Annotated in this window: 14 protein-coding genes; all 14 read right to left on the reverse strand. The window is 63.7% G+C overall.

Annotated features, from left to right (window positions below; all coding sequences use genetic code 11):
- Nucleotides 1-68: 68 nt before the first annotated feature.
- The gene (locus tag Q8R75_RS10730; protein WP_305612570.1) at nt 69-392 is read right to left on the reverse strand and encodes a DUF3135 domain-containing protein; all 324 of its coding nucleotides are present in this window, start codon (nt 390-392) and stop codon (nt 69-71) included.
- Between the two features lie 82 nt (nt 393-474).
- Nucleotides 475-825 (reverse strand): hypothetical protein, encoded by a 351-nt coding sequence (locus Q8R75_RS10735; protein ID WP_305612568.1) that lies wholly within the window; start codon nt 823-825, stop codon nt 475-477.
- A 188-nt stretch (nt 826-1013) separates the two neighbouring features.
- A complete protein-coding gene (locus tag Q8R75_RS10740; protein WP_305612580.1) occupies nt 1014-2876 on the reverse strand; it encodes a chemotaxis protein CheA in 1863 nt (620 codons plus the stop codon).
- 171 nt (nt 2877-3047) lie between these two features.
- Nucleotides 3048-3878 (reverse strand): protein phosphatase CheZ, encoded by an 831-nt coding sequence (gene cheZ / locus Q8R75_RS10745; RefSeq protein ID WP_305612566.1) that lies wholly within the window; start codon nt 3876-3878, stop codon nt 3048-3050.
- Nucleotides 3879-3900: 22 nt separating this feature from the next.
- On the reverse strand, nt 3901-4299 hold the full coding sequence (gene cheY / locus Q8R75_RS10750) for a chemotaxis response regulator CheY (protein WP_257095971.1): 399 nt from the start codon (nt 4297-4299) through the stop codon (nt 3901-3903).
- 12 nt (nt 4300-4311) lie between these two features.
- Nucleotides 4312-5256 carry a chemotaxis protein gene (locus tag Q8R75_RS10755; protein ID WP_305612562.1) on the reverse strand — a complete coding sequence of 315 codons (945 nt, stop codon included), beginning with the start codon at nt 5254-5256 and terminating at the stop codon, nt 4312-4314.
- Nucleotides 5257-5276: 20 nt separating this feature from the next.
- On the reverse strand, nt 5277-6248 hold the full coding sequence (locus tag Q8R75_RS10760; protein WP_305612560.1) for a chemotaxis protein: 972 nt from the start codon (nt 6246-6248) through the stop codon (nt 5277-5279).
- Between the two features lie 949 nt (nt 6249-7197).
- On the reverse strand, nt 7198-9219 hold the full coding sequence (locus Q8R75_RS10765; RefSeq protein ID WP_305626213.1) for a methyl-accepting chemotaxis protein: 2022 nt from the start codon (nt 9217-9219) through the stop codon (nt 7198-7200).
- A 170-nt stretch (nt 9220-9389) separates the two neighbouring features.
- Nucleotides 9390-11099: a methyl-accepting chemotaxis protein gene (locus Q8R75_RS10770; protein WP_305612556.1), complete on the reverse strand. Its 1710-nt coding sequence runs from the start codon at nt 11097-11099 to the stop codon at nt 9390-9392.
- A gap of 174 nt (nt 11100-11273) precedes the next feature.
- On the reverse strand, nt 11274-11579 hold the full coding sequence (locus Q8R75_RS10775) for an STAS domain-containing protein (RefSeq protein WP_305612554.1): 306 nt from the start codon (nt 11577-11579) through the stop codon (nt 11274-11276).
- Nucleotides 11580-11627: 48 nt separating this feature from the next.
- Nucleotides 11628-12707: a chemotaxis response regulator protein-glutamate methylesterase gene (locus Q8R75_RS10780; RefSeq protein WP_305612552.1), complete on the reverse strand. Its 1080-nt coding sequence runs from the start codon at nt 12705-12707 to the stop codon at nt 11628-11630.
- A 13-nt stretch (nt 12708-12720) separates the two neighbouring features.
- Nucleotides 12721-13350: a chemoreceptor glutamine deamidase CheD gene (cheD, locus tag Q8R75_RS10785; protein ID WP_305612550.1), complete on the reverse strand. Its 630-nt coding sequence runs from the start codon at nt 13348-13350 to the stop codon at nt 12721-12723.
- Nucleotides 13325-14185, reverse strand: coding sequence for a CheR family methyltransferase (locus Q8R75_RS10790; RefSeq protein WP_305663651.1), 861 nt, complete (start codon nt 14183-14185; stop codon nt 13325-13327). The genes cheD and Q8R75_RS10790 overlap by 26 nt, the downstream gene beginning before the upstream one ends.
- 96 nt (nt 14186-14281) lie before the next feature.
- Nucleotides 14282-15298 (reverse strand): methyl-accepting chemotaxis protein (locus tag Q8R75_RS10795; protein ID WP_305663652.1); only part of this gene is annotated, 1017 nt, incomplete at its 5' end.

Genomic DNA, 15298 nt, shown 5'->3' on the forward strand with positions numbered 1-15298 from the left:
GGCCTGAGCCTGCGCACCGACTGCCGACCCGATATGCCGTGGCAACCCGGTCTGCGTTCGGGTGACGTTCAGGAACCGCGCAGGCCCTGACGCAAGGAAGACTGTAACGCGGATGTTTCGCGGTGCAGCGCCATCAGTCGTTCCGACAGCGCAAGAAGGTAATCTTCCATCAAGCGCGACAGTTCGCGCACCGACTGGTTGGGCGAGCCGGCCATGGCTCGGCTGGCATCGATCTGGCTTTGCAGATCGCGCAGCACCGCCTGTTTTTCAGGCGGGCAGGTATTGATGAATTTTTCGATCACGCGCCGTCTCTCCGCGAAGTAGGTCTGTGGATCGGACTGCGCAAGATCCTTCCAGACGTCAAAATCGAAGTCCTCTGCTTCTTCCGACACTCAATGTCCTCCGCCGAATCCGATTTCCGAGTCGATCACTGACTCGATCACTGACGACGATTTGAACACAAGGGGCGCGGACTTACCGCGGGAGGGTTTCACGGGCGGCGACCAGGCGGGCGGCCTGTTCGACGCCCTGATAGGCGAGCTGGCCCGCCAGATCGGGGCACAGCGCATCGGTGTTCACCATGTCGAGCGTGGTCTGCACCCATGCGCGCACTTCCTGCGCGCGCATGAACAGACCGCGCGCGTCGGCGTCGGCTGCTTCGTCGGCCAGACTCAGTGCGGTCACCATGGCTTCGTTGCCGAGCATTTCGATCGACGCCATCAGGCGCATGATTTCTGCGTGATGCGCCTGCACGCTCGCCGCCGGCAGCAAGGCTGCCGCGGGAAACGGGGACGAAACCGGCTGGATGAGAGTTGCTTCGGCCATGATGAGGCTCCTTCGTCGTTCGATGGACGGATTACCGTTGGTATGTAGTTATCGACCGCGACAACGCACTCTTTAGGGGCAGAGACACCTGCCGGCAGAACTGCTCCAAGGCCTTGAAGCAAAAGAAAAAGCCCGGCCCATCCTGCGATGGGCCGGGCTTTCCGGCGGTATCGGACGATGAATTTCCGTCAGGCAGCGAGCGAAACCGGGCTGATCAGACTGGACCGCGACACACCACGCGAGTCGCCGAGCGAACCGAGCAGTTCCTTCATGTCGAGAATCAGCACAATCTGACCATTCGACAGCGTCGTCACGCCGGCTACGCCCTTCGGCCGGAAATCGTCGAGGCTCTTGATCACCGCGTCCTCGCGCCCGGCGAAATTGTCGATTGCGAGAATGAAGGACGATTCGGCGGTCTGCATCAGTACGCCGTACTGCGGCAGGTTCTTCTGCGGCCAGCCGAGCAGGCGGGCCAGCGGCAGCACCGGCATCACCTCGCCCCGCACCACCATGGTCGCGCGACCACCGACTTCCTGGATGTCCTGCGGCTGGATCGGCAGGATTTCGCGCACCATCGAAAGCGGTACCGCGAAGTGCTGTTCGGCCAGGCGCACCAGCAGCACCGGCAGGATGGCCAGCGTCAGCGGCAGCGAAATCACGAACGTCGTGCCCTTGCCCTGGATGGAGCGGATTTCGATCGAACCGTTGAGCTTCTGGATATTCGTCTTCACGACGTCCATGCCGACACCGCGACCCGACACATCCGACACCATCGCGGCGGTCGAGAAACCGGGCAGGAACACCAGATTCAGGCTTGCACGCTCGTCCAGCGTGTTGGCTTCCTCATCGGTGATCAGTCCCTTTTCGAGCGCCTTCGCACGCAGCCGCTCGGCGTTCATGCCGCGGCCGTCGTCGGCCACTATTATCACGATGTGGTCGCCCTCCTGACGCGCTTCGAGGCGCACCACCGACTTGCCCGGCTTGCCCTGGGCGATGCGGTCTTCCGGCGTTTCCACGCCATGATCGACGGCATTTCGGATCAGGTGGATGATCGGATCCGACAGATCCTCGATCATCGTCTTGTCGATTTCGGTCTCTTCGCCGACCAGCGCCAGCTCGACGTCCTTGCCCAGATTGCGGGCGAGGTCGCGGGCGATGCGCGGGTACTTCTGGAACAGGCGACCGATCGGCTGCATGCGGGTCTTCATCACCGCGTTCTGCAGATCGGACACCAGCAGATCGAGCTGGCTGACCGCTGCATCGAGCGCATGCAGCGTTTCATTGTCGTTCTTGCCGGCGAGGATGTCCGCGCGCAGCGAGGTCAGGCGATTCTTGGTCAGGCCGATTTCGCCCGACAGGTTCAGCACCTGGTCAAGACGCGAGGTATCGACCCGGATCGAGTTTTCACGGCCCTTTTCGGCATCGCGGCGACCGGTCGGTGCCGGTGCGCCCGGACGATCAGCGGACCGACGGCCGAACGCTGCATTGACCACCGCAGCAACCTCGCCGTCATTGGCCGATCGCGCCGCCGCTGGTTCAGGCACCGCTTGCGGGGCGACCGGCACAACACCGGTCACCGCCTTGTGCAGCGTGTTCCAGTCAGGTTCGACGCCTCGTGCGGCGGCGGGAGCAGCAGGCGCTTCGGCACTGGCGCCCGGTGCGGCGACCTTGTCGAGCTCGCCGGCCAAAGCAGCACGCAAGCGGGTCATCACGCCGACGTCGGCGGCAGCCGGCAGCATGCCGCGCTCAAGTGCGCCGAACATGTCACGCACGATGCCGGTCGCGTCGAGGATGACGTCCATCAGTTGCGGCGTGATGGCCATTTCGCCATTGCGAAGCTTGTCAAAAAGGTTTTCGGTCAGGTGACAGAGCGCAACCAGTTCGGCCGCATTCAGGAAGCCGGCGCCACCCTTGATGGTGTGGAAGCCGCGAAAAATCTCGTTCAGCAGACTGCGATCTCCCGGCGTCTTTTCGAGATCGACCAGCTTGTTGTCCACGCCGGACAGCAGGTCGGTCGCCTCGACCAGAAAGTCCTGCAGCAGATCTTCCATGCCCTGAAAGTCACTCATCGTTCGCTCCTGTGGCGGGCAGCGCATTCAACGCACCGCTCGCCCTACTGCTCCTGTTGTTCCGGCTTCGCGGGTGGATGCCACCCGTTCGACCGACCCGTTCGTCTGCGCTGACCGAACGCTGTGTCACGACTGTCCTGCTGCTGCCTGCGATCAGAAGCCGAGACTTTCGAGCAGGTCGTCGACCTGCTCCTGGCTGGTCACCACATCCTCGCGTCCTTTGGCCGAAATCACCGGACCGTTCAGCAGCCCTTCCGGTGTGCTGGCGCGCTTTTCGGCGGGCATGGCTTCGATCAGAACCTGCAGCAATCCGCTCTCGAGCTTTTGCGACATTTCGACGATTTTCTTGATCACCTGTCCGGTCAGATCCTGAAAATCCTGGGCCATCATGATTTCGTTCAGCTGCGCCCGGGTGTCGCGGGCAAACGCCGGCACGTCGCCGAGAAAGCCGCGGGTTTCCGCGGCCAGCGCCTTGAATTCGTCAACCGACAGTTCGTTCCGGTACAGCTTTTCCCAGCGGTCATGCAGCGTGCTCGAGCGCTTTTCGACGTCGTCCTGCAGCGGTATGGCGATATCTGTCGCGTTGAGCACACGGCTGGCTGCGCTCTCGGTCATCTGCGCGATATAGGTCAGGCGGCTGCGCGCATCGGGCATCTGCGTCGCGACGTCTTCGAGCGCTTGGTCGTACCCCAGTTCGCGCAGCGTGTCGTGCAGCTGTCGCGCGAGGTGACCCACCTTGTTGAAAACGTTGTCGCAGCTGTGTTCGTCATCATTGACAGGCTCATCGGCCGCGACGGGCGCCGCAACGTAGTCATCCGACACCGAATCGAACAGGGCTTCCAGATCGGCGCTGTCGCCGCTGCTGTTTGCCGCTTCCGGCACGACTTCGAGCCGCACCTTCTGGGGCGTCTCGGACGCAATGCTGTCGAACAGCGCCTGCAGGTCGTCGGAATCGCCGGTTTCGTCAAGCTTCATCTTCTTCACAGTTTCATCTCCCGATGCCGGCTCAGGCGGCCTTCTGGTTCATCTTTTCGAAGATCTTGGTCAGCTTTTCACCCAGGGTGCCGGCGGTGAAAGGCTTCACGATGTAGCCCGAAGCGCCGGCCTGGGCTGCTTCGATGATGTTTTCCTTCTTGGCTTCGGCCGTGATCATCAATACCGGCAGGCCCTTCAGGGCAGCGTCGGCACGGATGGCGCGCAGCAGCTCGATGCCGGTCATGTTCGGCATGTTCCAGTCAGTGACCACGAAGTCGAAGTCGGACGACTTCAGCTTCTGCAGCGCGATGACGCCGTCCTCGGCCTCATCGACATTGGTAAAGCCGAGCTCCTTCAACAGATTGCGCACGATGCGGCGCATGGTCGAAAAGTCGTCGACAACGAGAAACTTCATCTTGGGATCTGACATGGCCTACCTCTCTCAGGCTTTATGGGCTTGCAGCAGCGGACGCAGCGTATCGGCCAGCACTTCGGCGTCGAACTTCGCCACATAGGCATCGACACCGACGCTCTTGCCCATTGCACGGTTTGCTTCCGACGACAGCGACGAGTGCATTACCACCGGTATATCGGCGAATCGGGGATCGTTCTTGATGTGTCGAGTCAGCACATAGCCATCCATCTCGGGCATTTCCGCATCGACCAGTATCAGATCGATCTCGTCCGTCAGCGGCTGACCGGTCTGCGCCGTGTGAGCGGCCATGCCCTGCAGGCGTGCCCACGCCTCGGCGCCGTTGGTGGCGTGCTTGTGGCGGATATTGAGCTTGTCCAGCACTTCTGCGATCTTCTTGCGGGCGACCGCAGAGTCGTCGACGAAGAACACGTTCGGATCGTAATTGCCGCCCAGCGGCGGAATCTCGCCGATGACGGCATCGCCGAAGGTGCAGGCCAGAATGCTTTCGACATCCAGGATGGACACCAGCCGGCCGTCGTCGAGCTCTGTGATCGCGGTGATGTAGAGCTGCTCGCTGGTGACGACCGACTCGGGCGCACGTACGCGGTCCCAGTCGACGCGGATGATGCGATCCACCTCATGCACCAGAAAGCCCAGCGTACGCTTGCTGTACTCGGTCACCATCATCGCGCCACCCATGCCTTCCGGCGCGTCGGTCAGGTTCATGATGCGTGCCAGCGACAGCACCGGAATGACGTTTCCACGCAGCGAAATCAGGCCTTCGACGCCAGCCGGCATATTCGGTGTCGGCGTCACGATCGGCGTACTGCTGACCTCGCGCACCTTGAACACATTGATGCCGAACAGCTCGTGCGTGCCGAGCGAAAACAGCAGGATTTCCATCTTGTTCGAGCCCGCCAGCTTGGTGCGGGCGTCCACCTGCTCGAGCAGGTTGTGGTCGGGTCTGTCCATCGTGTTGTCTCCGGTCTTGTTCAGGCAGCCACGCGATCGATGCCCTTGCTGCGGCGGATCAGGCGGGTGATGGTTTCGGCGAGGCGCTGTGCCTCGAACTTGGACACATACTCATCGACGCCGACCGAGCGGCCCAGTTGCTGGTTCGAGCCCGACGACAACGACGAGTGCATGACCACCGGAATGCCGGTGAAGCGCGGGTCGGCCTTGATGTTCTTGGTCAGGATGTAGCCGTCCATCTCCGGCATCTCGACGTCGGTCAGGATCATGCTGATCAGCTCACTCACCTTGCGGCCGCTGGAATCGGCATAGCTGGCAACCTTCAGCAGTTCGGCCCACATCTGGCCGCCGTTGATGGCGCTGACGTAGCGCACGCCCATGAGGTCGAGCGTGCGCGTGATCTGGGTGCGGGCAACCGGGGAGTCGTCGCAGAAGAAGACCGTTGCGTCTTCGATGTCGAGCGGCTTGATGTCCTTGAAGGCGAGATCGTTGTCGATATCCGCGGTTTCGGACAGGATCTTCTCGACGTCCAGCATCATCACCAGGCGGTTGTCCGCCAGCTCGGTCACTGCGGTCACCAGACCGCCGAGATTGGCGGTCAGCATGGCCGGCGGCACGCGCATCTGCGACCAGTCCAGGCGCAGGATGGTATCGACCGACTCGACCAGGAAGCCCTGGGTGTGGCCGTTGTATTCCGTCACGATCATCACGTCGCGCGGCGTATCGCTCGGGAACTGGGCAAACTTGGCCAGATCGACCACCGGTACCAGCGCGCCGCGCAGGCTCACCATGCCCTCGACCGCATTGGGCATTTCCGGCGCAGCCGTGATGTTGGGCGTACGCATCACCTCGCGCACCTTGAACACATTGATGCCGAATGTCTCGCGTCGCCCGGTGCGCGTATCCACACCGAGCGAAAACATCAGTATTTCGAGCTTGTTGGTACCCGCAAGCTTGGTGCGGGCATCGATATTCTTGAGTAACTCTGACATGTCGGCCTCGTCTGTCTGTTCAGTGGCACGAAAACAACCGGGTGCTGATGTCTTTACGGCAGCATCGAAAGACTCTTGAACCCGATATGCGACATCCGTGCGACAAGCCGCCGCCCCGTCCGCCAGGCGCCATGGAGGCGGTTTTGCGCGGACCGGAGGGCCTTTCGCCGCTCCCGCCCCTCGCGACGACCTTCCAGATTTTCGTAGGAGCGGGCCCCGCCCGCGATAGGGCGGTTGATCGGGCGGTGTCGCGTGTTTCAAGGCTGCATCGCCTGCAGGGGCGAAGCGGGGGTTACGGCGAGCATTGCTCGCCGCCTGCGAAGCCGGCTGGCCATGCAGGGCCAGCCGTGGACAGGCTCCTACGAAAACCCGCACAGCATCGAGGTTTTCGCAAACGCGGCGAAAGCCACGAATCGACCGCCCGCCCCCCCCGCGTCGCACGCCATCCACCTCGGCCCTCACGCGCCATTGTTGGGCATCGCTGCGCTCACCCCAACCTACGGCGGCGTGACCCATGCGTCGCTTGGGTGAACACCCCAACCCGGCCCCGCCGCAATCCGGCGCCGTGACCCATGCGTAGGTTGGGGTGAGCGCAGCGATGCCCAACAGATCTCCGTATCCATGCCCCGATGGAATACGGGCGAACGCATAGGCGAAGGCCACTTTCGCTCCAACCTGCCGGGTTTTTCGTAGGAGCGGGCCCCGCCCGCGATAGGGCGGTTGATCGGGCGGTGTCGCGTGTTTCAAGGCTGCATCGCCTGCAGGGGCGGAGCGGGGGTTTCGGCGAGCATTGCTCGCCGCCTGCGAAGCCGGCTGGCCATGCAGGGCCAGCCGTGGACAGGCTCCTACGAAAACCCCGCGCATTCATCCCGCTGCGGTGTCGAGGCTTTCGTAAGAGCGGAGCAGGTGCGGACACGGCCCTGGATCCGGGCCGGGCATCATTCGCGGTTCAGACCCGGAAGCGCGCGCCGGCTTCTTCCAGGCTGCTGGCGAGCGCACGCAGATGCTGTGCTTCGCCCGCCATGGCGGCGATGGCGTGGCTGTTTTCCTCGGTCATCTGCGCGATCTGCTCGATCTTGCGTGCGACCTCGTGACTGGCCGTGGTCTGTTCGCTGACCGATTCGGCGATGCCGCTGATGCCGCTCGATGTCGACGCGGCCGCTTCGGCGGCACGGCCGAGCGCTTCGACCACGCGGGTGAGTTGCTGACGCGAGGCGCTGATCGCGTCAGACCCGCGCCGCACCACGGCATCGACACCCGCGGACTGCGCATCCAGCGTGCGCGTGACGGCTTCGATCTCCAGCGCCGATGCGGCCGATTTCTCGGCCAGCTTGCGCACTTCGTCAGCGACCACCGCAAAGCCGCGCCCCTGCTCTCCTGCACGGGCCGCCTCAATGGCCGCGTTGAGCGCCAGCAGGTTGGTCTGTTCGGCGATGTCCTTGACCTGCCGCGTCATGCCGCCGATGGCACGCGTGCTATCCACGAAGGCGCTCGCGGCTTCGGAAATTTCTCCCACCACCTGACCGACGTCGTCCAGCTCACCGCTCACGGCGTCGATCGCGCGTCGCCCCTGATCGGCTTCATCGCGACTGGCGTCAGCGTGGTGGCGCATGCCGGACGCACTATCCGACACGCTGTTGATCGAAACCGACAGTTCTTCGATGGTAGCCGCCATGGCCGATGCGGACTGGCTCTGGTGGGCCGATGCATGACTGATCTGCTGGGTCGCACTGGCGACCACATGGGTCACTTCCGACACTGCTGACGCCGAGGCTTTCACACGTGCAATCAGCGTCGACAAGCCATCGGCCATGCGGTTGAAGCTGGCAGCGATATCGCCGAACTCGTCACGGCTCGCAATGTCGATGCGCGCGGTCAGATCGCCATCGGCAAGCTTCTGTCCGCCTTCGATGGTGCGCCGGATATCGTCCTGAAGGGACAAGTAAAGCCCGAGCGCGAGATACAGCGACAGCAGCAAACCGGCAGCCAGCGTTACAGCGATGAACACCTCCTGGCGCACCAGTCTGCTTCGATGTGCATCGAGGCTGGCATCGAGACTGGACAGCAGCGTGCGAGCGGTGCCCAGTGCGGCATCGACCGGCGCGCTTGCGCGGGCAAACACTTCGGCCGGGGGCAGGTCGAAGGATTGGCTGATCACCGAACTTTCGATCATCTGCGCGGTGGCGCCAAAGGCATCGCGCAGCGCCGCCACATCGGTGGTGATTGCGCCCGCATAGACCGGCGCATTCTTCAGCACGCGTTCGAGCATGCGTTCCGACGCGTCGATCTGCGCCCTCGACAACTGCATCAGGGAACCGAGTTCGACCGCCGTTTCAGGCGTCAGCGAGCGGGCAGCGCTGACGGACGCCGCCAGAACGTGCAGCCGGGCCAGATATTCGATCGTCTGCGGCATGATGCCGATGGTCGCTTCCATCAGCGTAAAGCTGTCCGGGTAAGGATCGAAGGTCAGGCCCGATGCATCGGCCACCATGCGAAAATCGTTCAGCATGTTGATGATCAGGTCCGAATGCCGGCGGAAGTTCTCGCCGCCGGTGGCGCCGCTCATCAACTGGCGAACCGCCGTCCACTCGTCATTCATGCGATCGATTTGCGCCCCCTGATCGAGCAGCGGGAGGTTCGCGTCGTTCTGCGCCCTCAGTTTCGCGATGACGGCAGCCACTTCGGCCGCCTTGGCTTCGACCTTGGGTGCCAGGCTGACGTCGCCGTTGAGCATCGACGAGGACATGCCGCGATGCTGCTGCACCGCAGCAAGCGCGCCGAGCAAGGTGCGCACGTAGTCGGCACCGACGCGTTCATCGTCGATCGTGTGCACGGCACCCAGACGGTCAATCGTCTGCAGCCCGGCCGTACCGAACAGCATCGACAACAGGATGCCCATGACCAGCATCATCTTCGGCGCGAACCGCAGGTGAGACATCAATGCCCGGGCGGGCGACAGCAGGACGTTCACTATTTGAATCTCCATGGCGGAAAGCTCTGGACAACTCGGGGACCGCGTTTTCGGCGCCGTGCACACGCTGCAGGAGCTGGTTGGCGGATTTGACGGAATCAACGGCAGCAACGCCGACGCTTTGAGCCCGCCGCCGCTCTCCGTTGATCCCGATCAGCCGCGTTGCGGAATCAGGCGACGTAGCCGATCCGGAAGCCGCCCCACTGGCGGCCACCGACATGGATCGGAGCCGAAATGTCGTGCACCACTTCGCCGGTATCGCGGCGATAGGTCTGGATCAGGAAAGGCTGGGCATGCGCACCGCATCGCTTGCCTACAGGATCTTCGAAGATGCGCTTGGTACGGTTGCGCACGATGTCGACCTTTTCGTCGCCGGTCAGCGGCTGCGAGAACTTCTTATTGTGGGTCGGGAAATAGCCCTTGCGATCAACCGCGCCGGCATAGATCAGACCGGGGTGACGATCAAGTAGCGGCTCCTGGATGGCCGGCAGCAGCCGGTCGGTCAGGCTGTCGAAGCGGGTCGTGAACTTGGCCGGCCGGGTACCGGCGATCGGCTGATAGTTTTCGTCGAACAGGTCTTCCAGCTTGATCTCGCCGCGCTTCACCGCGGCGTCGAGACAGGCACCGACTTGCCTGGCCGCACCAGCGACCAGTTCCGGCATCCGCGCGTGCATCGCCACCGCCTGTTCGCCGGCGGTGCCGAGGCGGAACACCTGAGCCAGTTCGGCCAGGTTGCTCGACAGCACGTCCAGGCGCTCGGCGTCGGTCGCCGCCACGTGCGACACCTCGCGGTTCGATTCGGCCATGGCGAAGATGCGCTGCACGTGCAGGTCAACCTGTTCACCCAGCGCATGGTTCTGGCGCATCGCCGCGACCGTGCCGCCGACCCGTTCCAGCGTCGCGTCTGCGCATTCGCGGATGCGCTCGAGCGTGGCCACCGCCTCGCCGGTCAGGGCGGCGCCGTTGCGCGCCTCGACGGCACTGGCGCGGACCACCGACGCGGCTTCGTTGGTTTCGCGTTGCACCGCGGAAATCATCGTGTGGATCTGCCCGGTCGATGAGGCGGTGCGTTCAGCCAGCTTGCGCACCTCGTCGGCCACCACGGCGAAACCGCGGCCCTGCTCGCCGGCCCGGGCCGCCTCGATGGCGGCGTTGAGCGCGAGCAGATTGGTCTGGTCGGCGATTTCGCGTATCACCTTCACCACGCCGCCGATCTCTTCCGACCGGCTGCCCAGGTGTTCGATCTGCCGCGCGCACTCTTCTACGCTGCCCGACACGCGCGACATTTCAGCGGCGACACGGCTGACCACCTGGGCGCCCTGCTGCGAAAGTTCGCGCGAACGCTCCGCATCCTTGACCGTCTGGGCCGCCACGTCGGTGGCCGCCTCCATGCTGCTTTTCATATTGCCCACGTCCGCGCTGGCAGCACACGATGCAATGCACTGCTCGTCGGTCGAGCCGGCCACCCGCTCGGCCCCCTTGCCGAGCCGGGCACAAGCTTCCTGCAGGCGCGACGAGGTGAACAGCATCTTGGCCATCGCCGCACTGAATTCACCGACCAGGCGGTTGTAGCTTTCGGCCAGCCGGGGCAGCGCACCCGGCCCCTGCACCGGCAACTGGAAGGTGAGGTCGCCCTCCAGGCGGGCCCGTTCCATGCTGGCGACCAGGGCTTCGAGCGGCCGCTCGAACAGTTGCGCGCACGTCAGCCGCACCACGGCCAGCGCGACCAGCGACAGCCCGGCCGCGAGCAGCACGCCGCCCGCGTCGAGCGACCCCGCCCCCCAGGCAAGCGCGCCCACGTGGGTCAAGCACACAACAGGAAAAAGACACAACCAGAGCAGGTTGCGACCGAGCAACGAGCGCGGGGGGGGTGCTGACATTAACGGTCTCCTCACCGGTGGGGGCGTTGTTCGCCCGATATGAAGGAGACACCGACGTGTATCCGTCGATTGCCCCCCTCTCCGTCAGGGCATGGTTCGCCCGTCCGTCGTGAGGAGTGTTACGACAATTCGCGCACAAGCTTTAATGTGGCTTTAGTGCGCACGCCGTCCCGTTCAATCGATGCGGAACAGCTTGCCGAAGTTGGCGATATCAAGCACCTGGCGCACCGGCGGGCTGCAACGCGACAGCCTGATTTCGCGCCGCGCATTGCGCGCCTTGTCGCGCAGCATCAGCAGCATGCCGAGCGCGGAACTGTCCACGTAATTGACCGCGGCGAGGTCGACATCGAGTTCACTCACTTCGTCGCGCAGCAGCAACTGCTCGGTGGTGTCGCGGAATTCCTTGTGCGCCGAAAAATCGAAGCGTCCGCCCAGGCTCATGCGGGCGACCTTGTCGGCGATGCTGACCTTGATGTCCATGGTGTGTCGTCCTGTCTGTAATCGATTAAAGAGGGCTGCAATCTGCCGTCAGCCGTGGGCGACCATGCGCCGACCGCCCTGCAGCGCAGCCATGATGCGTTCGGCGACCTGAGTGATCGGACTGACCTCGCAGCAGGCGCCGATCTGGGCCGCCTCGCGCGGCATTCCATACACGACGCAGCTCTCCTGGTCCTGGCCTATCGTCCATGCGCCCGCTTTGCGCATGGCCAGCATGCCCTGCGCGCCGTCCTTGCCCATGCCGGTCAGCAGTGCGGCAACCGCACCGCCTCGCGCCTGCGCTGCTGCGGAATCGAAAAGGACATCGACCGCCGGGCGGTGCCGGTTGAAAGGTGGCGTCTGCAGCAGTTCGCAGACATAGCCACCGCCGGACTTTCGGATTTCGAGGTGCGAATGTCCCGGAGCAAGGTAGGCGTGGCCGGGCAGGATGCGTTCGCCCTGCTCGGCCTCCTTCACGCGCAGGCGTGACAGCGAGTCGAGTCGTCGGGCAAAGCTCGCGGTGAACATTTCCGGCATGTGCTGCACCATCACGACGCCGGGCGTGTTCTCCGGCAGGCGGATCAGCACCTCCTTGATCGCTTCGGTGCCCCCGGTCGAGGCGCCGATGCACACGATGCGGTCACCCCAGTTGCTGCTCACCACAGGCGGCGGTGTCACGGCACTGGCGGCAGGACGGGCGGGCGCATCGCGCCTCACCTTCACATGAGCGCTGAACGCCGCACGGATCTTGTCCTGCACTTCCTGTGCATAGCCCGGCGGCAGCCCCACCAGTGTGGCGCGCGGCTTGGCGATGTAGTCCACCGCACCCAGTTCGAGCGCCTGCAGCGTCGCTTCGGAGCCCTGAGCGGTCTGGCTGGAAATCATGATCACCGGCATCGGGCGCAGGCGCATCACCTTGTCGAGAAACTCCAGACCGTTCATCTGTGGCATTTCGACATCCAGCGTCAGCACGTCAGGCAGCAGATCCTTCACCTTCTGGCGTGCCACCAGCGGGTCGGGTGCCGTACCCACCACTTCCATGTCGGGCGCCTGATTGATGAGGGCGGTCAGCATTGCGCGCATGACCGCGGAGTCGTCCACCACCAGCACCCTGATTCTTGACTTGGTCATCGGCGTCGCCCGGTCACGAGAACAGCTCGATGTCGCCCGACGCATCAGTGCGTGCAAGCCGCTCCTGATACTCGCGCTCGCGCCGCGCCAGCGTGTCGTTATTGACGCGTGCGAGCTTCTTCACCAGCACCCGTCCGACGCGCGGAAAGAAGTAGATCTTGCGCGCGTGTTTTTCCTGCAGATCCTGCGCGATCACCGGAATGCCTTCCTGCTGGAGGTAATCGAGCACGAACGACGAATTGCGTTCGCCGACATTGGCGCTCGACAGCGACGCCATCACGCGTCCGCCGCCGAACACCTTGGCTTCGAGCGCCGAACGCCGGGCACCCGACTTGATCAGCTCATTCACCAGCAGCTCCATCGCATACCCGCCGTAACGCGCCGAACGGCTGGTTGCCCCGGTGCCACCGTCGGGCAGCATGAAATGATTCATGCCACCGATGCCGCGTTCCGGATCACGGATGCAGGCGGCCACGCACGAGCCCAGTACGGTCACCAACAGCATGTCGCGTGTCGTCACGAAAAACTCGCCGGGCAGTATCTTCACCGCCTCGCGCGAAAACTTGCTGTCGAAATAGCGCTGCGTCGACTGGTGTTCGATCAGGGAAGGACCGCGACTATCGACCGCCGTCAGCACGACCATAAACAGTCCTTCCGAGGTTGCGGAACAGATCGACTGCATGCGAAAAGCTTTCCGAATGCCCGGCGAACATGAGCCCTTCCGGACGCAGCAGCGGGACGAACCGCTTCAGGATGGCGTACTGCGTCGGCTTGTCGAAATAGATCATCACGTTACGGCAGAAGATTGCTTCGAGCGGCCCGCGGACCGGCCAGTTCGGTTCGAGCAGGTTGACCCGGGTAAAGCGGATCAGCTTCTGCAGTTCGGGGCGCACGCGGACCTCGCCAGCGCGAGCGCCGGTGCCACGCAGGAAATATTTGCGCACCAGTTCGGGCGACAGCTTTTCGATGCGGTCTTCGGTGTAGACACCGGCCTGCCCCTGCGCGAGCACCTGGGTATCGATATCGGTCGCGATGATTTCCACCGGCGGGTTCATCGAGCCGTACAGTTCGCAGCAGGTGATGGCCAGCGAGTAAGGCTCCTCGCCGGTCGACGCGGCGCTGCACCAGATGCGCGCCGTCGGTTTGTCGAGCCGGGTCAGATGTTCCTTCAGCAGGTCGAAGTGATGGGCTTCGCGGAAGAACGACGTGAGGTTGGTCGTCAACGAATTGACGAAGGTTTCCCACTCGGTGTGATCATTGCGCTCCAGCCGCTTCAGATAGTCCGCGAAGGTCACATCACCGGTGGCACGAAGCCGGCGCGCCAGCCGGCTGTAGACCATGTCGAACTTGATCGGCGACAGCGAAATGCCGGCATGCTGGTGAATCAGTTTTGCGATGCGGTCGAAATCGTCGCGCGTGAAGGAGAACTCGCGGGTCCCGCCGGTCAGCGACTTCGAATCCGCCAATTGCCGTGTCACTTCGACTGCACTTGCTGTGTTCCTGCCTGCCTGAATCACGATGCCGACCTCTCGGTTGATGTCATGCGGACGCGCGGTGAAGACACGCGCGCTTGCTCAGAACTCTGCCCAGTCTGCCTCGTCGGCGATCACCGCCGCAGACTGAACCCGCTTCACCTTGCCCAGTGCCCCACCCCGCGTGCGTGGCAGCACCGGCTCCGTATTCGCCGCCTCGCGCTGCCTCAGCGACGCGCCATCGAACTGCATCCCTGCGCCACCGCTGCGTCCTTCGTGATCGTCCAGCCTGAACTGACCCACCGCGCGCATCAGCATCCGCGCCTGCTCTTCCAGACTTTCCGCCGCCGCCGCCGCCTCTTCCACCAGCGCCGCGTTCTGCTGCGTCACCCCGTCCATCTGGCTCACCGCCTGCGTCACCTGCGATATCCCGCTCGCCTGCTCCTGGCTCGCCGACGCAATGTCCGTCACCAGCCCCGTCACCTGACGGAAGCTGTCGACCACCTGTTCCATCGTCGCCCCGGCCTCGGCCACCAGCTTTGCTCCACCATTCACCCGTTCCACCGAATCGGCGATCAGCCCCTTGATCTCCTTCGCCGCCTGCGCGCTGCGCTGCGCGAGATTCCTCACCTCGCTCGCCACCACCGCAAAGCCCCGCCCCTGCTCGCCCGCCCGGGCGGCTTCCACCGCCGCGTTCAGCGCAAGAATGTTCGTCTGGAACGCGATCGAGTCGATCACCCCGATGATGTCCGCGATCTTGCGGCTCGAATCCTGGATGTCGCTCATCGTGCTCACCACACGCTTGACCGTCTCCGCTCCGCGCATCACCGCCTCGTTGCTCTGACGACCCAGTTCGTTCGCCTTCAGCGCACTTTCCGCGTTCTGCTTCACCGTCGCGTTCAGCTCTTCCATCGAACTCGCCGTCTCCTCCAGCGAGCTCGCCTGCTCTTCCGTGCGCGAACTCAGGTCACTGTTGCCCGCCGATATCTCGCGCGCCGCCGTATTGATCGCCTCCGTCGAATCCTTGATCCGGCCTACAACCTCGCGCAGCTTGTCCACCGTCGTGTTCGTGTCTTCCTTCAGACGACCGAACGTGCCCGCATAGTCACGATCGATCTT

The organism is Methyloversatilis sp., assembly GCF_030696805.1.
GTDB lineage: Bacteria > Pseudomonadota > Gammaproteobacteria > Burkholderiales > Rhodocyclaceae > Methyloversatilis.